This window comes from Photobacterium carnosum, assembly GCF_002849605.1.
Classification (GTDB): Bacteria; Pseudomonadota; Gammaproteobacteria; order Enterobacterales; family Vibrionaceae; genus Photobacterium; species Photobacterium carnosum.
On sequence record NZ_NPIB01000011.1, the window covers coordinates 76,335 to 98,945 of the forward strand.

Here is a 22,611-nt window from a genome sequence, read left to right on the forward strand (position 1 = left end):
GTTTTCTACTCTACTCATTTTCTCAAAATAAAAAATTACAACACATTACCATAAGCATCAAATGAACGACGTTTTACAAGTGTCAGTGTCGTCGCAACAGAAAGCACACCTGAAACAAATATAGCCACCATGATCACTAACTGGTATTTAACGGCGACCAGTGGCATTGCTCCGCCTAAAATTTGTCCCGTCATCATACCTGGTAGGCTCACAATACCTAACGTTGCCATTGAAGCTAATTGTGGCGCTAATGCGGCTTTAAAAGCCGTACGAATAAAAGGCTGAGCAGGATTAGGTGATCCCATCGTTAAATAATATTGATATTCTTGATGATTCTCTTTCAGTAAACTTCCCCAACGAGACAATGCCAACACATTCGCAGTTAAGCTATTACCTAATAACATCCCAGCTATCGGGATCATATATTGTGCTTGCCACCAGGGTGAAACTTGAATAACACCCGCTAAAACCGCAGGTAATGCCACCGATAATGCGATAACTTGCCCACAAATAACCGCTGGTATCACTCGAAATAGATTAACATCAGAACGTTTACAAATGGTGTAACTGGCAAAAAGAGCCATAACGGTTAACCAGACAAGGTTTAAACCGAAACTCTGCCAACCAAATAATGTATGTAAATAAATACCAACCACGGATAACTGCAATGTCATCCGTAATACAGACATAATCAGTGTACGGCTCAATCCTAACTGCCAACGCTGAAATAGTATTAATGGGATCAGTAATAACAAGTAAAAACCTGCCATGGCTGACCAGCGTAAATCGATAGCATGGCTAATGGTTGCTGTCATTGGTCTATTCCTGATGCTATATCCATGTTGTAAACCTGATCGGCTGTCGCAAGCCATATCGGATCATGAGAAACTGAAATACAGATAACATTCAATGTCTTTATTAATAAAATAATTTTATTTCTCGCCACAGGATCTAATGCTGACGTAGGTTCATCCATTAACCACACTGGACGTTGCATCAAGACTGCACGCGCAATGGCTAATCGTTGCTTTTCACCGCCAGATAATAATGCCACTTCTTTATCAAGTGCCACTATCAATCCAGCGTCAGCTAATGCTTGTTGGCAATATTCTTCAGTAGGTTTTATATGAGAAGATAACATTGCTTTAAGATGCCACGGCAATAACAATACCTCTAATACGGTATCCGCTCCCATCACGGCTTGTTGTGGCAAATAGCATATTTGTTGGCGCCAAAATGACAATGACTCAGTATCAATCAGCTGTTGCTGATAATTAAAATACCCATTTTGTGGCGCTTTAAGACCAGCAATAACTTGCAATAAACTACTTTTCCCACAGCCAGAGGCACCAGACAACGCTAAATGTTGCCCAGACAATAAATCAACCGTTAATGGATCTAATTGACCATTTTCAAAACCTGATCGTAATTGAAAAAAACGTAAAGCATCACAAGATATAGTAGTAGACAATGAGGATGGATTTATCATAACAATTAACACTAATAACGATCGAAGGTAATAATTGTATAAAAAACACAAAATTACTCAAATGGTTTAATTTAATAATCGCTATGAATCAGATCGATACAAGATAGTATTAATAATATTGATGGGACAATTACATTCAACAGGTAAAATATAAATAAAAAAATACCGACATAATGTCGGTATTTAAAAAACATTTAACGCGAGTGCGAATTAAGCAGCTTCAACGTTTGCAGCTTGAGGACCTTTCTGGCCTTGTTCTACGTCAAAAGAAACCTTCTGACCTTCAGCTAAAGTTTTGAAACCTTCGCCAGTGATAGCACGGAAGTGAACAAATACGTCAGCGCCGCCATTGTCTTGAGTGATAAAACCGAAACCTTTCTCTTCATTAAACCACTTAACGATACCAGTTGATTTAGACATGACTGTCTCCAAATTTTAATTAAATAATTCGCAAATTGCGTAATGTAGCCAGAAAAAGAATTATTTATGTTATAGCTTATGCATGGAAAGCTTCATGACACGGGTAAAGCGTTACAAAGAAAGTTTTCTAAAACATAACGTTACATATAAATAGGTCTGAATTACAGGCCGAGTTCTATACTAATGAAATTAATTTGATTGTATAGTGTTTTTTTTAATTTTTAACGTTCTATAAACAAAAATATATTTATCATTACTCGCTCAAGATGTTAGATATTAAAAACAGTCTTACCGCTCACATAAAAATAAAGTAATTTATTGAAATACATTACTTTTATTTTAATAAAGCAAACTACACAGCCAAAATCACACCAATAAATAAATATGAATAGATTTTCATTAACTACTATTCAATCTAAAAAATAATCGTAAAAAAGGGCAACGTATTCAGATACGTTACCCATTATCTATTCTTAACTAAATGTTATTATTTTATTATTCGATCTAATGTCACTACTGAATATGGCAGTGGTACTAATTGATGACGAGTTTGTGAAATATAGTCAATAAAGGCTTGTGCGTCAGTATCACAATCAGTGTTTACTGCTTTACAATTAGGGGCTTTACCTTGATAAATAACTTGATATTTATCACCCTGTTTTTCGATATTTTTAACTTTGTAACCTACTAATTTCCCATTCACATCAATAAGATCAATACGAGTAGAATGTTTATTTTGAGCGGTAAATATCGGAGTCCAACCATCATTACCCGTAGCGTTATAATTATTAATCACAACATTATAGGTTTTATTGTTTTGTAATGGTGTCCATATTGGGTGTTTTTCAGTGCCCGTCATCACATCAATACTGGTTAAATGACCCGCTTTATGTGCTTTAGTTTCATCAAAAGTGTAACGAATATGGCCGCCGTATGGGTATTTACCCGCATGTGCGCCTTCAGGTAACGTTGCCGTGATCGTATCTTGCAATAATTGCTTAACCGTTGAACCTTTTAATGACAACACTGATAAATAATTAGAAAACGGTAGCATTTCTAAACGAACATTACCTTCACGGTATTCGCCTTCATTAATATTAGTACGAATACCGCCCGCACCAATTAATGCAAAATCAACTTTTTTACCTGTTACTTTTTGAACTTGAGGTAAATTAGCCCAATAATACTGACTTTCTGCAATTAATGGCGCAACAGCTGAACCATGCTTATCCGCTGCACCACTGTCTCCAGGGCGACGCTCATGCTTAATTTCAATCGGTACTTGAGCAATGATGTTGCCATAGGCTTTTTCTACAGCAGGTTTGTATTTAGTGTCGATTTCATGACGAAGTTGGCTATCTTCATTAATAATAACAATGTTCTTTTGCTTAGCAATAAACTGCTCTACTTGTGTCGTTTGTGCAGCGGTAAACTTATCTTGTGGTTTACGATCAGATTTATGATAAAACACATCGTTACTTAGTAGCGTATTATGCCCAGCGCAGTTGGTTACTTCACCTTGGCTGTTAAAGCTAACATTTACCTTACCGATAGCTTCTGCATATTTTCCAGCTTGCACAATACAGGTTGACGCTTTGCCATTTGGATTTTTCACCATTTGTGCATAAGGACCAAAATTACTCCAACCGATATTAGTGAAATCACCTAATAATGTATGTGAGTGACCACCAACAATCAAATCAATACCGTTCACTTTTCCGGCCAAAGCAATATCAGTTGCATTACCAATATGAGTTAATGCAATAACATCATTAACCCCTTTTGATTTAAGAAAATCAACGGTTGATTGTGCTGTTTTTACTTCATTAAGGAATTTTACATCCCCCGTATGAGGGGCAATATTAGGCATATTTTGTAAAGATAAACCAAACACAGCAACTAAATTTTTATGCTTTGGTAAGTTATTAATATCTTTTACAACGGTCTTATGATCACCATCAAAGGCAAAAATTTGATAAGGTAAAATGTTTGTCTGCCCATTGAAATTAGTGTCATGGCTAACATCAACATTTGTTGCAATAATAGGGAAATCTAAACTACTCACAAAACGATTTAATTTTTGATTATTAAGATCAAATTCGTGATTACCTAATGCCATGCCATCTAACCCCATTTGGTCAAGAAGATCAGCATTCATCGCACCTTGGTTTATTTTAAAATAAGCACTGCCTTGGAAAGCATCACCCGCATCTAAAAATAACAAACTCTGGTCATTCTTTTGTGCTTGCGCTTTATATTGTTTAACCATTGCTTGCAAGCGAGGATAACCACCAAATTCGTTAAAAACTTCAACACCATTAGCCGAAAAACTAGATTTCACCGGATCAAAATGTGAATGGGTGTCATTAATATGAGCAACGGTCAGCGTGAAAGGTTGATGTTGAATTGCAGGTGTTGTAACACATCCAGAAAGAGCTAAAGTAATAGATAGTGCGATAAGTGGCTTACTAAACATACGAAATCCTTATTCTATTGTAATCGTTTGCGTCGCAGCATACCTCACATTAAATTCCTTTTCAGCATTATGCGTCAAAATAATATTCTCTAAATTTGAATTTTTATTTTGACCAATATAAAACGGCTTCTTAACTAAGAAACCGTTTCTATAGCAAATTTATTGCAACAATTTACCGTTATACTCACCGGTTAGCATTTTGAGATAAGCCGTGATTTCATCAAGGCTTAACTTTACACCGACTTGGTACAGTCCCATATCATTCATCGCTTGCTCTAATATTTTTGCACTCTCATCATGCAAATAATATCAATGCTCTTTTTTCAAGATAAAGACTTACTTTGTTATTTTAAGATCTGTTTTAGGGATACAACAACACGCTAATATTTTACCTTGCTGCCTTTCTTGCGGTAATAATGCAGGGACATCAGGCTGTTCAACCTGCCCCAAGGTTAAGGTCACTTTACACGCGCCACAAAAACCAGCACGACAACTATAATTAAGTTCAACACCCGCGGCCTCTGCTTGTTCTAATAACGTTTGCTGATTATTACCCTTAAAAATATGACCATCAATATTAAGCTTTACAGCTTGTTTTGGTGTTGATGACCCACCTAAAGGACCAAAGGCTTCTTGATGATAACGTGCAGGAGATACGCCCATTTTCAATAATAATTTTTTAGCCGTATCCATAAAGGCATTAGGACCACACACAAACACTTGGCGTTGATCTAAATTGCTGATCATTGCTAGATGGCTCAGGCTTAGTCGCCCTGACTCACCTTGCCAATCGCGTTTAGGCTGACTAAGTACTATTCGTAAATCAAGTGAGGGATGCATCTTTTCAAGTTGATGTAATTCTTGTAACGAAGGAATATCAGCTTCGGTACTGCATTGATGATAAAACACAACATCACGAATATTATCGTGATCGGATAAATATCGCAGCATAGATAACATCGGCGTAATACCACTTCCCGCAGACAATAATAATAACTTATCAGTATGGCGTCCTAAGTGAAAATCTCCACCCGGTTTATCAGCAGCAAGTACATCGCCAACGTGAAAGTTCTGATGTAACCAATTAGAAATTCGTCCATCATTAATCCGTTTTACTGAAATAGCATAACGCCCAGGGCGAGACGGACTGGAAGATAAAGTATAACGCCGAGCAATAAACTCACCATTAATCTCAAGTTGTAACGGCAAATGCTGCCCTGGCAAATAAGTCGGCAACGGTGATTGTTGATGAGACTCTAACCAAAACGTTGTAAAGTCAGACGCGATATCCTCACGCTCAACACAGGTAAGCAATAACTTAGTTTCAGCATTATCCGCATAGATTTCTTTCGTTTTAGTTTCTAATACCTCAACCACATCTCCCGCACGAATAGTACCTTCATTTAAAGCCACTAAATTTTGTCCAAAAAAGACATCCCCTGTCGCATTAGCACGAAACGTTGCCATAGTTTTTAAGGGTTCTTTTAGCGCATTAAACTCGCCAGTCAAAGGATCTATGGTTGTAAGAATACACCGCGCACAGGGTTTAACTGCTTCAAATTCAACCTCACCAATACGGATCCGTTTCCATCCATCTTCAGCAAAAGCGTCAGTATTAGACACCACTAGATTAGTTCTAAATTGCGCCATAGTATGTTGCTCACTACTACGTTCGTTTAACGTAGCAAGTGATGCCTCACTGATGATCAATAACGGATAACCATCAGCAAAACTAACATTATGACCAATTTTAGGACGCACTCGATTTGATTGCTGACCACAAAAAAGTAACTGGGCCGAATGACCAATAATATCGCTAAACCATTGATTCGCGATCACCGTTGTTGTGTAAGCACTAAAATTATCATTCCACACAGTCGCTGGCACATCAACCATTGCAAAATCAGCATACTGTAAAACTAAATCTGTTTTATTTGGGTATTGCAGCACTAATCCGGTCATCGTTAGTGTTGCAGTGATTTTTACCATTTGTGGATATTTTCGAGCCGTAATCATCACACCTTTATCACTCGCCACCATAAAACGACGATCAAAGGCTAACCCCTGCTTTTCAACCCAAGCTTGAGATTGCGTTAATGCTGCTATCGATTTTACTGGATAAACCTGTATTTGTGATAACGTCGGTACGAGTAATGATGAGCTCATTAAAATCTCCATATATAAAAACAATATTAATAAAACCTAATGTGATTATTTAATATTCACAGCCAAATAAACACCCTTTATCATTATTAATGGATAGTTATTTTTCGGTATAATAGTAAATTATTACGCATAAATATTTATGGCTTATGCTAAATTTATAAAAATTTTCCCTAATTCATGCTCACAGTATAATAATTTGGAGATACCATGCCTATCCTACGTTCTTTTTGGCGATATATTGTTCATTATTTTCCTAATGTAGGATTACGTCATCTACATACCACACTTGCTGGATTAATTATCCTTCAAATATTAAACAGTAACTTAGTACATATGACGCATGCTGGTGCCGTAGAAGCAGGCATGTCTAATACTATTTTCTTGTGGTTGCATATTATTCTAGGTTCATTAACGATTATTGCTACCATTGGTATGATTATTTTCATGCTCACCAAACAATCATTTAGACAATTTTTCCCTTACCTTTTTGGTGATAATGCTGTTTTAAAAGATGATATCAAGCAGATAATGAAAGGAAAGTTACCTGAACCTCGAGAAAAAGGCTTAGGTAATATTATTCAAGGCTTAGGTATTGGTGCATTAATCTTAATTGAAACAGCAGCATTAGTTTGGTTAGTTTTATGGCTAAGCCACTCCCCTTATGCCAATGATGTACGTGAAATTCATAAATCATTAACAGGGCTAATTGAAGCGTATTTAATTGGTCATGGTGGTATGGCTTTACTGCATTTCTTTGTGGAACGTAAACGCTTTAATTAATACTTCATTACAATCAGTTTATAAGCAAAGAACCTCTGTTTTATATACTTTCAACGAGAAAGAATATTTACACCTAGGATCTTTGCTTATCTCATCTTATAAAATGATATGGGGGATAAAACGCGATGAATCCTTAGTAATTAACGTATTATCTTCACGGATAGAAAGACCCGCCGCTTTATCTCCAATCACCCAACTGCCAATAACGGTATAATCATTACCAAACTTAGGCAAAGGATGAAACGCCTGATAAATATACCCTTCTTCACCATAGAAACCATCAGACTCAGCAATCACTTTGCCCTCTTTTTCTATTTTAACGTTGGCACCTTCGCGTGAAAAAATAGGCTTTTTAACAATACCTTGTTTATCATCGAGCAAGTGCTTTTTATCTGCAAAATAGGCAGGCAATAAATTAGGATGGTGAGGATATTTCTCCCACAATAATGGCAAAATAGCTTTATTTGAGATAATTGCCTTCCACGGTGGTTCTAAATATAAGGTGCCATTATCTAAATATTTTGAGAAATCCTCTCGAAACAGCATTTCATACGGATACAGTTTAAAAAGCCATCGAATCACATGATCATTTAAATCCGTAAAATTCCCATCACTATCAACGCCAATATCTTCAATATAAATAATTTTAGGTGTTAATCCTGCAACACGCGCACAATCCGCAAAATAGGTTACGGTACCATAATCTTCTTCACCGCCCTCAAGACCGCAGGCAAAATACAATACTTTTGTTTTCGATGTTTCCGCTAACGTCGCTAATCGTTCAATAAACTGTTCTTGAAATGAATTAAATTGGTCGGCTCCACGTGATATTTGACCTAACTTTACATTGTCTTCTAACCAAATCCATTGCCAGAAACCACATTCATACGCTGATGTTGGTGTGTCAAAATTAGCTTCAAGCAATTTAGCGGGATTTTTGCCGTCATAGCTAAAATCAAACCGTCCATAAAGCGAGGGTTCTTTGTTATGCCAACTCTTCCGTACAAGATCCCAACTTGCCTGAGGTATCGCAAATTTTTCCATTAGCGCATCACTGTTTACAACATCATTCACAACAGCAAGGCACATTTGGTTAAGTTCTTCGGTTGGCTCTTCGAGATCACGTTCAATTTGCTTTAAAGAAAATTGATAGTAATACCGTTCAGTCCAATATTCTTCTCCATCAAAGGTGTGAAATCGAAAGCCAAATTCATTGGCTATCATTCGCCAATCTGAACGCTCTTTTATTGGAATTCGTAACATGCTCTATTTATACCTATTAAAGCCTAAAAATTAACCACCCCAGCCACTACTACGACTGCCACCCCAACTTGATCTTGCACTCGCTTTAGATCCAAAACCACCGCGTGAAATTGTACGACTAACCGCTGGTTTTTCGTTTCTATATTGATTGTTATAACGCTGAGATGTCGATTCTTTATAGCGGTTATTTTGATTACGATCCCACTGATCCATGCCAGAGGTTCGTCGTGATGATGGATAATAAATAGGTTGAGATGAATAATGACGGCCGTTGTCCATCATTCGTCCGACAATAAAACCAGCAAGGGCTGGAACCCAGTAACTGGTATTGTTACTAGCTTGTATTTGGCGACAATTATCCGTACCAGAAGACTGACAATCACTTTTTGAATCAAACTTTGGCGCAGCATCTACCGCTTGTTGATAAGCGGTTGCACACATTTCCACTTGTTTGGGATTAGAACTGTCAGCATTAATACAATCTTGTAGGGAATCATATTGGGTTTGCGCTAATGTATCGTTATCATTACACCCTGTTAACACGATAGTTGCCCCTAAAGCGACTAACGTGATCGGAGCCCAATTGTGATACTGATTCGATTTACGCATCTGATTACGATGAATATGACTACTACGTTTCATAATATAATCCTCAAAGTCATTAATACGTCATACACGCCGCATTTAACAAACCAACCGCAATCGCAATTGACGCTAAAATAACACCAGCAGACACTTCATCTCGTTCAATGCGCTCGCTAATTTTAGGCAGGAAAATAATACGAATAATCAAATACGCAATCACTTGTGCTACCAGTGCCACGACGCCCCAAACGGCAAAATCTAACACACTTTGACTGTTCGATATTGCAGACCCAACGGCAAGGGCATAACCGATAAACGAACCACCCATACCAATCGCGGCAGCTACATTACCACTTTTAATCAATTCCCATTCTTTATAGGGTGTCACTAATGGGAAAATAAAACGAAAAGCGATCAAGAAAATTAAAGAAATCCCAAAATATAACCCAAAATCACCAAGGGTTGATAAACTTACCATTAAATCCGACATCTACTGTTCCCTGTATTTTTAATTAACTTTAAAATCATTCGGTTGTAGCTCAAATGAGGTACTCAACACCAAGCAATGCTCAGCACGATTATTAACTATCTGTTCTTCTGCAGACACAATCAACATTTCACATAAATCAGCGTTTACGTCACGACTATATAGCATGACAAATTGATCGGTGCGGCTATGCTCTGTTTCAGATGTCCATGTTGTTTCTGTCATCGCAACAGGTAATTCGTTTTCCCACAATTTAGTAAAATTAACACCATCAAGATCCCAATGTGATTTTACCACGCCCGTCGCGAGCCATTCATTCCATCGAGTATCGGTGTCAATCGGCGTTGTTGAATAATAATACGACAGCATGCACTGCTGTACATCTGCATCAGAATCACCATCCATTAAAACCTGCACCATCGCGTCATCATCAGTATAGTAACGAATCAATCGCGTTGAGTTATCTAACTGCACCACACCCACAGCCTGAATTAATTGCGTTGTTGCGGCACCAGAAATGGTTAAATCAGGCTCAATGATTTTCATTTTTAGTGCATCTAATTCGATAACACCACCGAGTCTCAACCCAAGTACTTCTGGAATTAAAGACTTTTTCTCTACTGGTTTTTTCTTAAAAAAGTCGAACATATTAAACACCAAAAAATACCTTTTACCATAAGATAAAAGGCATAAAAAAAGACAGATAAGAAATGATGTTATTTACCCAAAATACGAGCAAGCTCATCTTCTGCTGATGACGCTGATTTTGAAATACCCGCTTCAGCTAACTTCTTATCTAATGACGACGATGAAGACTCAGACTCTAACTCTTCTGCCGCTTCAAACTTAGCAGAGGCTTCTGCTTGACGCGCTTTGATGCGATCGAGGGAATCTAACGCAGTACTCATTTTACTGTTACTGCCTGCATTAGCTGCTGCCACAGAGCTTTGTGCTTTAATGACACTCTCTTGTGCCGCAACAACATCAACTTGCTGTTCAATTTGACGTAAACGTTCTTTTGCCTGAGCAATTTTAGTTTTCATCGTTGTTTCAGATTTCAAAAATCCATCACAATAAGCTTGCTCAGTAGATTGCTCGCTGCGTAATTCCGCAACCTTTTGTGCACATTCAAGCGCCAACGCTTGCTGACCTTTTTCCATTGCGGTACGTGCGTGTTTTTCATATTCAGTAATGCTGGCATCAAAGCTATTTACTTTTTGCTGTGAAAGCTTACGTTTTGCAATAATTGAAACCAACGCTTCGTCTGATTTACGCAATTCGATCTTACTTTGACGTAGTTCTTCATTCAAAATCGTAATAGCATTCGCATCAGCAACCGATTCTGCCGCGTTATTCACTGAACCACGCACTAAATTAAACAATTTTTTAAATACACTCATCGATTATGCCTCGATTAATAATGGTTGGTACATATCAAGAAAGCCTTCAACATTCACAAATAATGTTGCCACTTCAATAACAATGCTCTCTTGCTTAGATTGGCTACTCAAGCTACCAAATGCGATATAGTAATCGTCCCCATCAACCGTATTAATTGAAATATTGGTCAATGGAAACATCTCATGAGTGCGTAAAATCGTATCATTAAGCTTGGCGACATCAGTAACCATCGTCATTGGAAATAAAGGCGCTTCCACTAAGATTTGCTCGCCTGCAACCGCCAAATAAGCCGCGACACCATCTTGATTACGAATAATAATCGTCTGATCCGTTTGCTCGATTTGCCACTGATCATTTTCACTTAAAATTTTAACTAATTGATCAACAGTCCACATATTCGTTTTTCCTTTGAGTTAATAATCAAAATATATTGATACATCATCATAAAATGGTATCAGAAAGCAAATAATTCAAGTGTTAGTATTTAATCAATTGGCATAATATTTAACAAGATGAAAAGTAATCGATTTTTTATTACTATTAATTCTCGTATAACACATGCTTTTTCTTACCATACTCTTCATCTCAAAAAAGTTAAAAGGGTAAATTTATTGACGATAGAAAATAGGTATTTTTAACGGTATAACCATACCTATATTTAAAGAAAATTTTATACTTGAAAGAATGAACGTATTTGATGGTTAGCAATGAGAATATAAATAGAGAACAAGCAGGTTATATAGCGGTTTGGTGGTGTATTATTTATTGTTAAAAAACGAATACCGCCCATTTAAAATGAACGGTATTCGACTATTTTATTTAAGGCTTACTTGGCTTTTATTGCCCAACCACAGGGTTGAGGATATACCCGTCTAATTATTTTCTTATTCTGCTTTTTAAGCACAATATGACAAGTTTCGATAATTAAACCAAAGGCCATCGCAAAATACACATATCCTTTGTTCAAGTGAATAGCAAAACCTTCTGCCATTAACATACCGCCCAACATCACTAAGAACAGTAGTGCTAACGTTTTTAATCCAGGATAACGCATCACATAATCGTTAATTTTCTCAGCACACAGCACCATAATAACTGCTGACGCTAAAATAGCCGCAACCATCAGTGGAACTTCGCTGGTTAAACCCACCGCAGTGATCACAGAGTCCATTGAGAAGACCGCATCAACGGCGACAATCTGCAATAACACTAATGCAATACCAGCTCTTACTGTACTTGCTTGTTGCTGATGGGTGTGACTAAAGCACATCCACAATTCTTTTAAGCTTTTCGCTAATAAGAATGCACCACCACCAATCATGATTAAATCACGCCCAGAAAAATCATAACTCAACACATTCACTAATGGTTGTGTTAATGACATTACCCAGCTAATAGAAAACACTAATCCGATGCGGGCAACAACAGCCAACGCAATACCTAGATTACGCGCCATTTTACGCTGATGTAGTGGGAGACGTTCACAAAGTACAGAGATGAATACGATATTGTCGACGCCTAATACCACTTCAAGTGCAAATAGGGTCGCAAAGATCATTAACGCTTCAGGCTGAAGAAATAACTCTAGCATTGAACAAACTCCATAGAAAAGGAGTTAGGAATTAAAGAACAACTCGAGGGGTCGTCCATATGTGTTTTGATACCTCAATAAAGAATGAAGCTGTATTTGAGCAGTAAATACGGAAAATGAACACACATCAAATGTAACTAAATGTAATGGATTTATTGGTTCTAGCTAAAATAATACCTCTATCTATTCAACATGTTGGGTCGGTGTGACGAGATATTATTTAGAAAAAACTTATGGGTGTCCTATCTTTTTTCTCTTTTTCATTAACCAATTTTGAGACGTAAGGCACGTTTCTTAATTTGTTTTGCCACGGTAACCCATAACCTACCAATAAATCATCATTTTCCATTTCATACGCAAAATATTGAGGCACAGCAATATCAACTCGACTTGGCTTAACAAACAATGTCGCGATAGATAATGAATTAACGTGGTAATTATCTGAAATCTGCTGTAAACAATATACCATCGGGAACCACACTAATAATGACCGCATCTTGAAAACGTTCATTCAGCTTTTTAGCAAAAAATACTTACACCCTCTTTGATTTGCTGCTGGCTTAAAACTAATTCACCAATATAATTATTTTTCATCAAACATCCTTAATTTTTATTAACTGAGTGACACCATTTTTATTTGTTATAGCGTTCTAATCGCCATTGGATGATCGGCACTTAATTCCAATAAGTCCCAAAGATTACCGTATAGATCTTCGAAAACGGCTACTATCCCATAATCTTGAACTTGTGGTTCACGAACAAATTTAATGCCGTCAGAAACCATACGATTATAGTCTCGCCAAAAATCATCCGTACTTAAAAATAAGAAGACTCGCCCACCAGATTGATTACCAATAAAATTATCTTGCTCTGGTTTTGATGCACGTGCCAACAATAACGTCATTCCCTTTGAACCAGGAGGCGAAATAACCACCCACCGTTTATCTTGCTCAGCTTGACAAGTATCTTCAACCAATTCAAACTTCAACTTATTCACATAGAAATCAATGGCTTCATCATAATCTTTCACAACTAAAGCAACATGGATGATTGACTGTTTCATTAATATTATCCTGTTATTTTCTTACATCTAAATGCTAACAATATTATACGAAATATTGCATCTTCTTTCTTGTTACTAAAAATAAAATCATCCCCCCCATTAAACCAGATAATGATCCAATAAGCCCAAGACCAATATACAAATTTATTAAAACACCAAATATAACAACAATATAAAACCCATATATCGCTAGCTTTTTCCACATCCATATATTAATAGCTAAAAATACATTAAATAAGCATACAGATCCTAGTAGATAAGCTAATTCTAACGATATCTTTGGAAATGCCGTTATAATCATGTCTGGATTTACAAAATAAACAAATACAGACAAAGCATTTGCGATTACCATTAAAACCAAGAATGCTGTTAACCAAAAGCCACGCTTTCTTTCTTCAATCACTGCTACCATTGAATTATCTCCCTCATATTTTATTAAACTCATAATAGTTTATTATATTAATAACTTATCCATATTTGATCTTTGAACTCAGCCCGTATTTTCCTCGAAATAATACAAAAAGATTATAAATCTGATACATTTTTACTTATAGAATCCGATAATAATCACAAAATGGGGATTGGTTATTATTCGTCATCTCGGAAGCGAAGCATGAGCTATCCGTGATCTATTCATCACGTGATCGAGCTTAAAAGACATCAATGAAATAGTAATTCTACAACACGCTGATGATAGATTCCCTATCGCCCTAGCGGACATTCATTGTAAGGAATGACGGATATTTTTCGCCCCAGATAAAAGCGTAAAATAATAAGGATAATGGCATTAACACGTAATAATTAAAGAGGCTCTAATTATAAATCAATAACGTAAATTGATTGGTTCACGCCAAGGATAACGCTCGACTTCTTTTCAGTATTACCCTTGATGATATTCGCGATAATTACTTCTAAAGCGGGTCGGACTTGTTCAATACCTGAATAGTGTCAGCGGCGTGACACATATCCTTTATCTATTAACTGCGCTTCAAATTAATAATGATAGCGACAGGAGATTACTGTCAAATGTACATCATTAACTACGTACACTAATCGGTTGGTGTCATCAATTCTACGTGACGAAAAACCTGCCAAATTTTCTTTCAATGGTTCAGGCTTACCAATACCGTCGAAGGGAGAACGCTTCGCATCAGTAATTAATCTATTGATGCGTTTCAGCGTTTTATTATCCTGACCTTGCCAATACAAGTAATCATTCCAAGCATCGTCAGTCCAAGCTAACATTCGACTCATTCAAGTAAACCTCTTTCCGTTACTTGACCGGCATTGTATTGAGCAATTGATTTGTTTAGATGAGCGGCATTAGCTGGAGAACGAGATAAATATATCGTTTCCATTAGGCTATTATAATAATCCATAGACATTACAACGGCATCTTCAGAATCTCGACGAGTAATAACTGTGCAGTCAGCATCATTAACTACGCCATCAAGAACTGATTTAAGACCATTTCGAGCTTCAGTAAAAGAAACTATACGCATAATTACCTCTTTGTTGAGTTGTACTTAATATTGAACAAGTCTAACTCACTAAAACTGAAATGTACAATATATTGCACAGGTAACAAAGAGGCGGTTAGCGCCGCATTAAAGTGGAATCGGCACTTATCTATACTTTAAGCGAAGCGAAAACGGTAAGCGTTACAAATCACTCTTAAATGCTTTATTTAACGAAACCGCCTGATGCGTTAACTACTGATGATCACAGCGATACTTTGCTCAATTGATTAAAATCCATTCATGGAGCACCGTCAGAATTGATCGTAATAAATTGCAAAAAATTATGGGTGTCCTATGTTTTTTTAGAATATAACGACTGTCATAAACGGTGCAAAACACATGGCTATACTTGAGCGAAGCGAAAATACCGTGTGTTTGGAGTCCGATTTGATGGCTTTGTTAGTTTTTTGATGCGTAAAACTGTTGCAGTTCCCCGCATTTGGTACATAGAAGCGTTAAAGAGTTTTTGTCCGTTTTAATTATGATATCTACTGAACCACAAATTACACAACTAGTGTCTTTGCTGCTTTCTTTTGTTGATTTAGAACTATCAAACATCTTATATAACTCATTATTCCAAAGAACTTCTGGAGACTTATAGAATGCAATATCATCACCACCACCGATGACAAAATCAAATAACACAATGTTTAACTGAGACCGTTCATTACTATAAGTACGATTATACTTATAAACGTCCCACCCTTCATTGCTAGCTCTTGTCGCCAAATATAAGATCTTGCTTGGGATCGTATTTACCGCATGTTTGCGACTCTCCGCTTTACCCTTTGCATAAAATAAGTGAGCATTTTCTGTTGCTTTCTTTATGAAATAGTATATTTCTGATACAGAAAAATCATTAAGGATTTCTTTTATAACTTCGTTTGTTTTCTTTGGAGCCTCAGGTAATTGAAGTTGTTCTAGGCAAACATCTAAATATGTTACAACTTCTTCTTCAGCGAGCCTAAATACTAGCTCCTTGAGGTCCTCTTCCCACTCAATCTGTATACCATCGCGTAACTCAACATAAACTAACTTGAATAATTCTCCGAGGCTTAACCTATTAGAACCATCTAGTGAAACATTAACAACCCAAAGTACATCTCGATAATAGAATGATTTAAAGTCGTCTGAGGAATCAAATGCCGAAAAAGGAGAACTTGGATCCACAGCAATCGCACCATCGCGGTGTAACTTTAAAATAATTTCATTGTCGAAATCAGATGTGGGAGATAAATCCACGGCACTGCCAGAATTATTCAACGACTTAATATGATTAAGATCTGACTCTGATTGCATTAAAAACAGGGATAACAAATAGCACTTATGACTAAACGATAGCTTTAAATAACTAAGCATAGCCTTTTTATCAAGGTTATACTCTTGAGAAATTTTCTCAAGATCTGCGGCTAGTTTTGCTCTAACGGCTTCAGCTCTTTTCTCAGAACACGGTAAGCAATTACACTCAAGTGGTCTGTTGTAATGATAACCTTCCTTATGGTTGCACTCTATACAAAAGTATTCCATAGAGTATGAGCTGCCCGACTTGCTTTTTCGTTTATAAAATAAAGGCAAAGCACAATATGCACATTCAAGTGATTCATGTATAACAGGTGGAAATAACGACACTAATTTATTAGGATGAGCATCTATCCCATATTCTTCCATGAGCTCTTGGTTTTTCTCACCCGAAATGTACCTTTCGTATAGCTCTTCAAGTTCCTCTAAAGTTAAGTGCTTAACTTCTTCAGCCAATTTGATTTTCATGAGATAGCACCATCAACCATTGATATAATTGGGGATTTTAAATTTTTCACGTTCACAGAGCTCGTAAAAAAACTAACAACTTATTATATTAACAGCTTGCCCAAATTTGTTCTTTGAACATACGCCCGAATTTATCTTTTCATAATATAAAAAACATTATAAATCAGATACATTTTCACTTATAAATCTCGATAATCATCACAAAGTCGGGCACTTACCATTTAGTTTATGGTTTTTCTACTAATCGTCATTGCGGTACAAAAGATCTGCATCAAGAGCAATATAGAACTTCGATATCGATGAAAGAGTAATTCTACAACGCGCTGATAGTAGATTCCCTATCGCCCTCGCGGGCATTCACTGTAGGGAATGACGATGGATGGTTCGCATTTATTGTTGGCAAGGATGTCGGGGGGAAGTTTGGTCGTCACAGTATAAAATAGCTGGGATATTTATATTTACTGTGCTACTGAGCATTAAAAACGTCAGCGAAAATAGTAATTCTACAACGCGCTAATAGTAGATTCCCTATCGTCCTCGCGGGCATTCACTGTAGGGAATGACGGTGGATGGTTCGCATTCACTGTAAGCAAAAAATATCGGGGGAAGTTTGGTCGTCATAGTAGAAAAATGACGGGATAATTGGGCAATGACCAAATAACGCCCATAAAAAAGAGGCGCTGATAATCAGCGCCTCTTATTAAATATTATCGAGTAGTGATACTACCGAGTTGTAACCTTATTTTTTAAGGTCAAAACGGTCAGCGTTCATTACTTTAACCCATGCATTGATAAAGTCATTAGTGAACTTCTCTTCTGCATCAGCACAAGCATATACTTCAGCGATTGCACGTAGTTGAGAGTTAGAACCAAATACTAAGTCAACACGTGTTGCCATCCACTTCTGATTGCCAGTCTTACGATCAGTACCTGCGAAGATATCTTGGTCAACAGAAGTTGGTTTCCATACTGTTGCCATATCAAGTAAGTTTACAAAGAAATCATTGGTTAATGTTTCTTTACGCTCGGTGAATACACCAAACTCACTGTGCTCATAGTTAGTATCAAGAACACGCATACCACCAATTAACACTGTCATTTCAGGCGCTGTTAGCGTTAGTAACTGTGCGCGGTCAAGAAGCAATTCTTCCATTGCAACTGTGTATTTTGCTTTTTCAAAGTTACGGAAGCCATCAGCGATAGGCTCAAGAACAGAGAAAGAATTTACATCAGTTTGTGCTTGTGTTGCATCAGCACGACCAGCAGCAAACGGTACAGATACATCACGGCCCGCTTTTTTAGCTGCCATTTCAATACCAACACCACCAGCAAGAACAATTAAGTCTGCAATAGACACTTCTTTTGCGAAGTTTGCTTTAATGCTTTCAAGTACGGTTAATACTTTATCTAGTTGAGCTGGCTCATTAGCTGCCCAATCTTTTTGAGGTGCTAAACGAACACGGGCACCATTAGCACCGCCACGCATATCAGAACCACGGAATGTTGATGCTGATGCCCATGCTGTTGATACAAGCTCACGAACTGATAAGCCAGAATCTGCGATTGCTACTTTTAAAGCTGCAATATCAGCATCGTTAACAACATCATATTCAACAGCAGGGATCAGATCTTGCCAGATGAATTCTTGTGTTGGAATTTCAGAACCCAAGTAACGAGCACGAGGTCCCATGTCACGGTGAGTCAGTTTGAACCAAGCGCGAGCAAATACTGCTGCAAATTCTTCTGGGTTCTCATAGAAACGACGTGAGATTTCAGCATAAGCAGGATCAACAAGTAATGAGATATCTGTTGTTAGCATTGTGCCTTGGTGCATTCCTTCACCAAATGCATCTGGGTATTCATCACGGCCGTCTTTAGCGATCCATTGGTGTGCGCCAGCTGGGCTCTTCTCTAGTTTCCACTCATGGCTAAATAAGCTGTGGAAGAAACCATTGCTCCATTGTGTTGGAGTTGTAGTCCAAGTTACTTCTAAGCCACTTGAAATAGTATCGGCAGCGTTACCACAACCATAGCTTGATGCCCAACCTAAACCTTGTTCGTCAATAGCAGCCGCTTCTGGTTCAGCACCAACTTGAGCCGCATCACCAGCACCGTGAGTCTTACCAAATGTATGACCACCTGCGATTAACGCTACAGTTTCTTCATCATCCATTGCCATACGAGCAAATGTTTGACGAATATCATCAGCGGCAAGTAGTGGATCAGGGTTACCGTCTGGACCTTCTGGGTTTACGTAAATTAGACCCATTTGAACAGCGGCTAATGGATTTTCTAGATCACGTACTGCGTCATCTTTCTCATAACGAGTATCATCAGCTAGCCATGTTTTTTCTTTACCCCAATAAACGTCTAACTCAGGTTCCCAGATATCAACACGACCACCAGCGAAACCGATAGTTTCAAAGCCCATTGATTCAAGAGCAACGTTACCAGTCAGGATAATTAAGTCAGCCCAAGAGATTTTATTGCCGTATTTTTGTTTGATAGGCCAAACTAAACGACGTGCTTTATCAAGGTTAACGTTATCAGGCCAGCTGTTTAGAGGCGCAAAACGTTGGTTACCAGTACTTGCACCGCCACGACCATCAGAAGTACGGTAAGTACCTGCACTGTGCCAAGCCATACGAACAAAGAAAGGACCATAATGACCAAAGTCAGCAGGCCACCAATCTTGTGAATCAGTCATTAGATCACGAAGATCTTGTTTAACTGCTTCTAGGTTTAATGTTTTAAATGCTGCTGCATAATCGAAATCTTCACCCATTGGGTTTGATTTAACATTATGTTGGTGAAGTAAACCTAATTTTAGTTGGTTTGGCCACCACTCGCTAGGAGAAGTACCATTACCTGGGTTAATTGATGGATTAACCGTTTGAGTCTGATTGAATGGACATTTTGACATTATTATTATCCTAATTGTTCGTATGATTATTGATAATCATTAAATATCATATTGTGTATAAACATAACCTAATCAAAAAACATAGTAACGTTATTTTTGTGGGTAAATTTAAAATCTAATAAATTAATTTTATCCACTGATATTGGCGGCTCGTTTATTCGTTGAAGCTAATTTACAACACTAAAAGAAAGAAAGACAATATTAGTTTTCTATCAATTCAATAGGTAATAGTTATCAAAAAACAATACTGAATAGTTTCCGAACTTTTATCGTCACCATAAAAAATTAGCCACCAACAAATAAATAGCTTAGGTAAACTAACTTCTTATAATTAATGGTGTTTTCTCATCTCATACCACAAAACGCTATTGATTTTTTAGAGGAAGATCTATTATTTATAAAAATTAAGGATAATAATGAAAAAGACTTGGCTCACAATTACTGCTTGTTTATTAACGGTGGCATGTTCATCAACGCCCACACCTGATTGTATTTATAATTGTGCGCCATCAATTAATATTGGCAATAATAATACCAATAGTAATAATAATTTCGGCGCACTAACCGAACCCCAACGCCAAGCATTACTTAAATATCTTGAGAGCCAAGTTAAACAACAATGGGGCGACGATAATTATTTACAGGCAGGTAAACATCGTTATGTGAAATACTTTGCTGGTTATCGTACTCGTGCGCATATTGATTTTGATAATGGTAAAATTTATGTCTCAACCATTGCTAACAATGCAACACGACACACTCTCAAACAAGCCATTGAAGAAACATTATTAATGCCAGCGGATCCATCACAAGTGGATCTTTTTAGTGATAAATCCATTCCTCTTAATGGTAAACCTTTTTTATTAGGCCAAGTAAAAGATCATCAAAACCAAGATATTCAATGGCCATGGCGTGCAGGTCAATATGCTGACTATTTAATAGCGAACAAATTGAAAACCCAAAAACTCCAACGCGGTACGGCATACTATGTTGAAATTGATATGGTAGAAGATCACCTTGAGCAGCGAGAATATCAATACGCCGATCTTATTCGTCAAGCGGCTAAACGCTACGATATTGATGAAAATTTAATTTACGCGATAGTTAAAACGGAAAGTAGCTTTAATCCTTATGCCGTCAGCCATGCAGGTGCTTATGGCTTAATGCAGGTTATTCCTAAAACAGCGGGTGCGGATGTATTTAATTTGGTTAAAAATAAACCCGGTATTCCAACCAAAGAATATTTATTTAATCCTGCCAATAATATTGATACTGGCACTGCTTATTTTTATATTTTGAAAAATCGTTACTTAAAAGAAGTTCAACACCCTACAACAAAACATTACACCATGATTTCAGCTTATAACGGTGGTACTGGCGGCGTTCTGGCAACCTTTGATGTTGATAGAAAACAAGCGATGAAGGATCTTAACAACTTACAACCCAATCAAGCGTATTGGGCATTAACGAACAAACATCCTAAAGCTGAAGCGCGACGTTATTTAGAGAAAGTACTCAATTTTCAAAAAGAATTTGAAGCAATGTAATTAAATATCAATATGATTTTTTAAGTTAAACACACACAATAATAATGTGTGTGTTTAACTTATCGGTATTACATTATGACTTAGCTACGTTCAGCTATTGCAGGTCGAATATAACCTTTGTTTTGCTGTAAAAGTGCCTTCGCAGTATCACTATCAACACCCGTTAAAATCATCACAATCGCCGTTTTGCAGTGACTATCACACGCATCTAAAGCCACTACTGCTTGTTCACGTTCACAGTCAGTGGCTTGCATCACAATTTGTTTTTGACGTTCAACTAATTTGGCATTGGTTGCTTCTACATCTACCATCAGATTGCCATAAATTTTACCAATGCGAATCATTGCCCCTGTCGTTAGCATATTAAGCACTAACTTTTGCGCTGTGCCCGCTTTCATACGAGAAGACCCCGTGACAACTTCCGCCCCGACAACAGGCGTGATCACAATATCAGCAGCGGCAGTCATAGGGCTTTGAGGATTACAACTCACACAAGCAACAATTGCATTCATTGAACGCGCATAAGCCATCGCGCCTAATACATAAGGAGTACGTCCACTTGCGGCAATACCGACCAGAACATCACGCGCTGAAAAATGGATCGCTTTTAAATCATCAGCACCCATTTCAGCATTATCTTCTGCGTTTTCAACTGCTTTTAAAATGGCTTTATGTCCACCCGCAATTAATCCCACCACTTGCTCAGGCGCGCTACCATACGTTGGTGGACACTCACTTGCATCAAGAACACCTAAACGACCAGACGTACCGGCTCCGACATAAATTAACCGTCCACCAAGTGAAAAAGCAGTGGCTATCGCATCGACCGCTTGAGCAATAGCAGGTAATGTTTGTTCAACAGCCAACGCTACTTTTTTATCTTCATTATTGATCACTTTTAGCATCTCTAATGTCGATAACGTATCTATGGCTTCGCTAGCACTATTTCGGCTTTCAGTAACTAATTTTGTTAAATCAATCTGCATGGTAACGCTCTAAAATCAATAACATTAGTGATAGCATAACGTATTCATGTTGCTATTAAATAATAATTAAATCTATTCACAATTAAGAGCACGACATATTTTCATTAAAAACGCACAAATTATGCACGTCTAACAATAAAAATATCA

At 37.4% G+C, this 22,611-nt stretch carries 23 protein-coding genes; 2 read left to right on the forward strand and 21 right to left on the reverse strand.

Annotated features, from left to right (window positions below; genetic code table 11):
- Positions 1–35: 35 nt before the first annotated feature.
- From CIK00_RS10635 to CIK00_RS10660, 6 genes are all read right to left on the reverse strand, one after another.
- Positions 36–815, reverse strand: coding sequence for an ABC transporter permease (locus CIK00_RS10635; RefSeq protein ID WP_101768844.1), 780 nt, complete (start codon positions 813–815; stop codon positions 36–38).
- Positions 812–1,489 (reverse strand): ABC transporter ATP-binding protein, encoded by a 678-nt coding sequence (locus tag CIK00_RS10640; RefSeq protein ID WP_101768845.1) that lies wholly within the window; start codon positions 1,487–1,489, stop codon positions 812–814. The genes CIK00_RS10635 and CIK00_RS10640 overlap by 4 nt, the downstream gene beginning before the upstream one ends.
- Before the next feature lie 210 nt (positions 1,490–1,699).
- The gene (gene cspE / locus CIK00_RS10645) at positions 1,700–1,909 is read right to left on the reverse strand and encodes a transcription antiterminator/RNA stability regulator CspE (RefSeq protein WP_036792221.1); all 210 of its coding nucleotides are present in this window, start codon (positions 1,907–1,909) and stop codon (positions 1,700–1,702) included.
- Between the two features lie 487 nt (positions 1,910–2,396).
- Entirely contained in the window at positions 2,397–4,385 is a 1,989-nt protein-coding gene (locus CIK00_RS10650) for a bifunctional metallophosphatase/5'-nucleotidase (RefSeq protein ID WP_101768846.1), read from the reverse strand.
- 159 nt (positions 4,386–4,544) lie between these two features.
- Entirely contained in the window at positions 4,545–4,688 is a 144-nt protein-coding gene (locus CIK00_RS10655) for a hypothetical protein (protein WP_193435464.1), read from the reverse strand.
- A gap of 33 nt (positions 4,689–4,721) precedes the next feature.
- Positions 4,722–6,551: a hybrid-cluster NAD(P)-dependent oxidoreductase gene (locus tag CIK00_RS10660; protein WP_101768847.1), complete on the reverse strand. Its 1,830-nt coding sequence runs from the start codon at positions 6,549–6,551 to the stop codon at positions 4,722–4,724.
- A gap of 207 nt (positions 6,552–6,758) precedes the next feature.
- Between CIK00_RS10660 and CIK00_RS10665 the strand changes: the two genes are divergently transcribed.
- Complete coding sequence (locus CIK00_RS10665) at positions 6,759–7,331, forward strand: cytochrome b/b6 domain-containing protein (protein ID WP_101768848.1); 573 nt, start codon at positions 6,759–6,761, stop codon at positions 7,329–7,331.
- Between the two features lie 96 nt (positions 7,332–7,427).
- Here CIK00_RS10665 and CIK00_RS10670 read toward each other — a convergent pair whose 3' ends face one another.
- From CIK00_RS10670 to katG, 14 genes are all read right to left on the reverse strand, one after another.
- Positions 7,428–8,594, reverse strand: a complete 1,167-nt coding sequence (locus CIK00_RS10670) for a glutathionylspermidine synthase family protein (protein WP_101768849.1) — start codon at positions 8,592–8,594, stop codon at positions 7,428–7,430.
- Between the two features lie 30 nt (positions 8,595–8,624).
- Positions 8,625–9,236, reverse strand: coding sequence for a DUF1190 domain-containing protein (locus tag CIK00_RS10675; RefSeq protein WP_144043159.1), 612 nt, complete (start codon positions 9,234–9,236; stop codon positions 8,625–8,627).
- A 19-nt stretch (positions 9,237–9,255) separates the two neighbouring features.
- The gene (locus CIK00_RS10680; RefSeq protein WP_101768850.1) at positions 9,256–9,669 is read right to left on the reverse strand and encodes a DUF350 domain-containing protein; all 414 of its coding nucleotides are present in this window, start codon (positions 9,667–9,669) and stop codon (positions 9,256–9,258) included.
- Positions 9,670–9,687: 18 nt separating this feature from the next.
- Positions 9,688–10,314 (reverse strand): YjfK family protein, encoded by a 627-nt coding sequence (locus tag CIK00_RS10685; protein WP_101768851.1) that lies wholly within the window; start codon positions 10,312–10,314, stop codon positions 9,688–9,690.
- Positions 10,315–10,382: 68 nt separating this feature from the next.
- On the reverse strand, positions 10,383–11,066 hold the full coding sequence (locus CIK00_RS10690) for a PspA/IM30 family protein (protein ID WP_101768852.1): 684 nt from the start codon (positions 11,064–11,066) through the stop codon (positions 10,383–10,385).
- A 3-nt stretch (positions 11,067–11,069) separates the two neighbouring features.
- Positions 11,070–11,462: a DUF2170 family protein gene (locus CIK00_RS10695; protein WP_101768853.1), complete on the reverse strand. Its 393-nt coding sequence runs from the start codon at positions 11,460–11,462 to the stop codon at positions 11,070–11,072.
- A 431-nt stretch (positions 11,463–11,893) separates the two neighbouring features.
- Positions 11,894–12,658, reverse strand: coding sequence for a TerC family protein (locus CIK00_RS10700; protein WP_101768854.1), 765 nt, complete (start codon positions 12,656–12,658; stop codon positions 11,894–11,896).
- 220 nt (positions 12,659–12,878) lie between these two features.
- Positions 12,879–13,154 (reverse strand): hypothetical protein, encoded by a 276-nt coding sequence (locus CIK00_RS10705; protein WP_373322860.1) that lies wholly within the window; start codon positions 13,152–13,154, stop codon positions 12,879–12,881.
- Between the two features lie 144 nt (positions 13,155–13,298).
- A complete protein-coding gene (locus CIK00_RS10710) occupies positions 13,299–13,721 on the reverse strand; it encodes a VOC family protein (protein ID WP_101768855.1) in 423 nt (140 codons plus the stop codon).
- Positions 13,722–13,764: 43 nt separating this feature from the next.
- Positions 13,765–14,133: a hypothetical protein gene (locus CIK00_RS10715; RefSeq protein ID WP_101768856.1), complete on the reverse strand. Its 369-nt coding sequence runs from the start codon at positions 14,131–14,133 to the stop codon at positions 13,765–13,767.
- 581 nt (positions 14,134–14,714) lie between these two features.
- Positions 14,715–14,975 (reverse strand): Txe/YoeB family addiction module toxin, encoded by a 261-nt coding sequence (locus CIK00_RS10720; protein WP_101768857.1) that lies wholly within the window; start codon positions 14,973–14,975, stop codon positions 14,715–14,717.
- Entirely contained in the window at positions 14,972–15,223 is a 252-nt protein-coding gene (locus CIK00_RS10725; protein ID WP_101768858.1) for a type II toxin-antitoxin system Phd/YefM family antitoxin, read from the reverse strand. Before CIK00_RS10725 ends, CIK00_RS10720 begins: the two co-directional genes overlap by 4 nt.
- A gap of 417 nt (positions 15,224–15,640) precedes the next feature.
- Complete coding sequence (locus CIK00_RS10730; RefSeq protein ID WP_101768859.1) at positions 15,641–17,008, reverse strand: hypothetical protein; 1,368 nt, start codon at positions 17,006–17,008, stop codon at positions 15,641–15,643.
- A gap of 739 nt (positions 17,009–17,747) precedes the next feature.
- Positions 17,748–19,931, reverse strand: a complete 2,184-nt coding sequence (gene katG / locus CIK00_RS10735) for a catalase/peroxidase HPI (RefSeq protein ID WP_101768860.1) — start codon at positions 19,929–19,931, stop codon at positions 17,748–17,750.
- A gap of 416 nt (positions 19,932–20,347) precedes the next feature.
- Here katG and mltC point away from each other — a divergent pair, with 416 nt between their 5' ends.
- Positions 20,348–21,478 (forward strand): membrane-bound lytic murein transglycosylase MltC, encoded by a 1,131-nt coding sequence (mltC, locus tag CIK00_RS10740; RefSeq protein WP_101768861.1) that lies wholly within the window; start codon positions 20,348–20,350, stop codon positions 21,476–21,478.
- An 80-nt stretch (positions 21,479–21,558) separates the two neighbouring features.
- Here mltC and murQ read toward each other — a convergent pair whose 3' ends face one another.
- Entirely contained in the window at positions 21,559–22,464 is a 906-nt protein-coding gene (murQ, locus tag CIK00_RS10745) for an N-acetylmuramic acid 6-phosphate etherase (RefSeq protein ID WP_101768862.1), read from the reverse strand.
- Positions 22,465–22,611: the final 147 nt, after the last annotated feature.

Excerpts from the sequence above, each read along its gene's own strand:
- katG (WP_101768860.1), bottom strand. The coding sequence starts at position 19,931 with ATGTCAAAATGTCCATTCAATCAGACTCAAACGGTTAATCCATCAATT.
- CIK00_RS10690 (WP_101768852.1), bottom strand. The coding sequence starts at position 11,066 with ATGAGTGTATTTAAAAAATTGTTTAATTTAGTGCGTGGTTCAGTGAAT.
- CIK00_RS10640 (WP_101768845.1), bottom strand. The coding sequence starts at position 1,489 with ATGATAAATCCATCCTCATTGTCTACTACTATATCTTGTGATGCTTTA.
- CIK00_RS10715 (WP_101768856.1), bottom strand. The coding sequence starts at position 14,133 with ATGGTAGCAGTGATTGAAGAAAGAAAGCGTGGCTTTTGGTTAACAGCA.
- CIK00_RS10650 (WP_101768846.1), bottom strand. The coding sequence starts at position 4,385 with ATGTTTAGTAAGCCACTTATCGCACTATCTATTACTTTAGCTCTTTCT.
- CIK00_RS10720 (WP_101768857.1), bottom strand. The coding sequence starts at position 14,975 with ATGAGTCGAATGTTAGCTTGGACTGACGATGCTTGGAATGATTACTTG.
- mltC (WP_101768861.1), top strand. The coding sequence starts at position 20,348 with ATGAAAAAGACTTGGCTCACAATTACTGCTTGTTTATTAACGGTGGCA.
- CIK00_RS10695 (WP_101768853.1), bottom strand. The coding sequence starts at position 11,462 with ATGTGGACTGTTGATCAATTAGTTAAAATTTTAAGTGAAAATGATCAG.
- CIK00_RS10670 (WP_101768849.1), bottom strand. The coding sequence starts at position 8,594 with ATGTTACGAATTCCAATAAAAGAGCGTTCAGATTGGCGAATGATAGCC.
- CIK00_RS10730 (WP_101768859.1), bottom strand. The coding sequence starts at position 17,008 with ATGAAAATCAAATTGGCTGAAGAAGTTAAGCACTTAACTTTAGAGGAA.
- CIK00_RS10700 (WP_101768854.1), bottom strand. The coding sequence starts at position 12,658 with ATGCTAGAGTTATTTCTTCAGCCTGAAGCGTTAATGATCTTTGCGACC.
- murQ (WP_101768862.1), bottom strand. The coding sequence starts at position 22,464 with ATGCAGATTGATTTAACAAAATTAGTTACTGAAAGCCGAAATAGTGCT.
- CIK00_RS10710 (WP_101768855.1), bottom strand. The coding sequence starts at position 13,721 with ATGAAACAGTCAATCATCCATGTTGCTTTAGTTGTGAAAGATTATGAT.
- CIK00_RS10635 (WP_101768844.1), bottom strand. The coding sequence starts at position 815 with ATGACAGCAACCATTAGCCATGCTATCGATTTACGCTGGTCAGCCATG.
- CIK00_RS10705 (WP_373322860.1), bottom strand. The coding sequence starts at position 13,154 with ATGCGGTCATTATTAGTGTGGTTCCCGATGGTATATTGTTTACAGCAG.
- CIK00_RS10665 (WP_101768848.1), top strand. The coding sequence starts at position 6,759 with ATGCCTATCCTACGTTCTTTTTGGCGATATATTGTTCATTATTTTCCT.
- CIK00_RS10685 (WP_101768851.1), bottom strand. The coding sequence starts at position 10,314 with ATGTTCGACTTTTTTAAGAAAAAACCAGTAGAGAAAAAGTCTTTAATT.
- CIK00_RS10725 (WP_101768858.1), bottom strand. The coding sequence starts at position 15,223 with ATGCGTATAGTTTCTTTTACTGAAGCTCGAAATGGTCTTAAATCAGTT.
- CIK00_RS10660 (WP_101768847.1), bottom strand. The coding sequence starts at position 6,551 with ATGAGCTCATCATTACTCGTACCGACGTTATCACAAATACAGGTTTAT.
- cspE (WP_036792221.1), bottom strand. The coding sequence starts at position 1,909 with ATGTCTAAATCAACTGGTATCGTTAAGTGGTTTAATGAAGAGAAAGGT.
- CIK00_RS10675 (WP_144043159.1), bottom strand. The coding sequence starts at position 9,236 with ATGAAACGTAGTAGTCATATTCATCGTAATCAGATGCGTAAATCGAAT.
- CIK00_RS10680 (WP_101768850.1), bottom strand. The coding sequence starts at position 9,669 with ATGTCGGATTTAATGGTAAGTTTATCAACCCTTGGTGATTTTGGGTTA.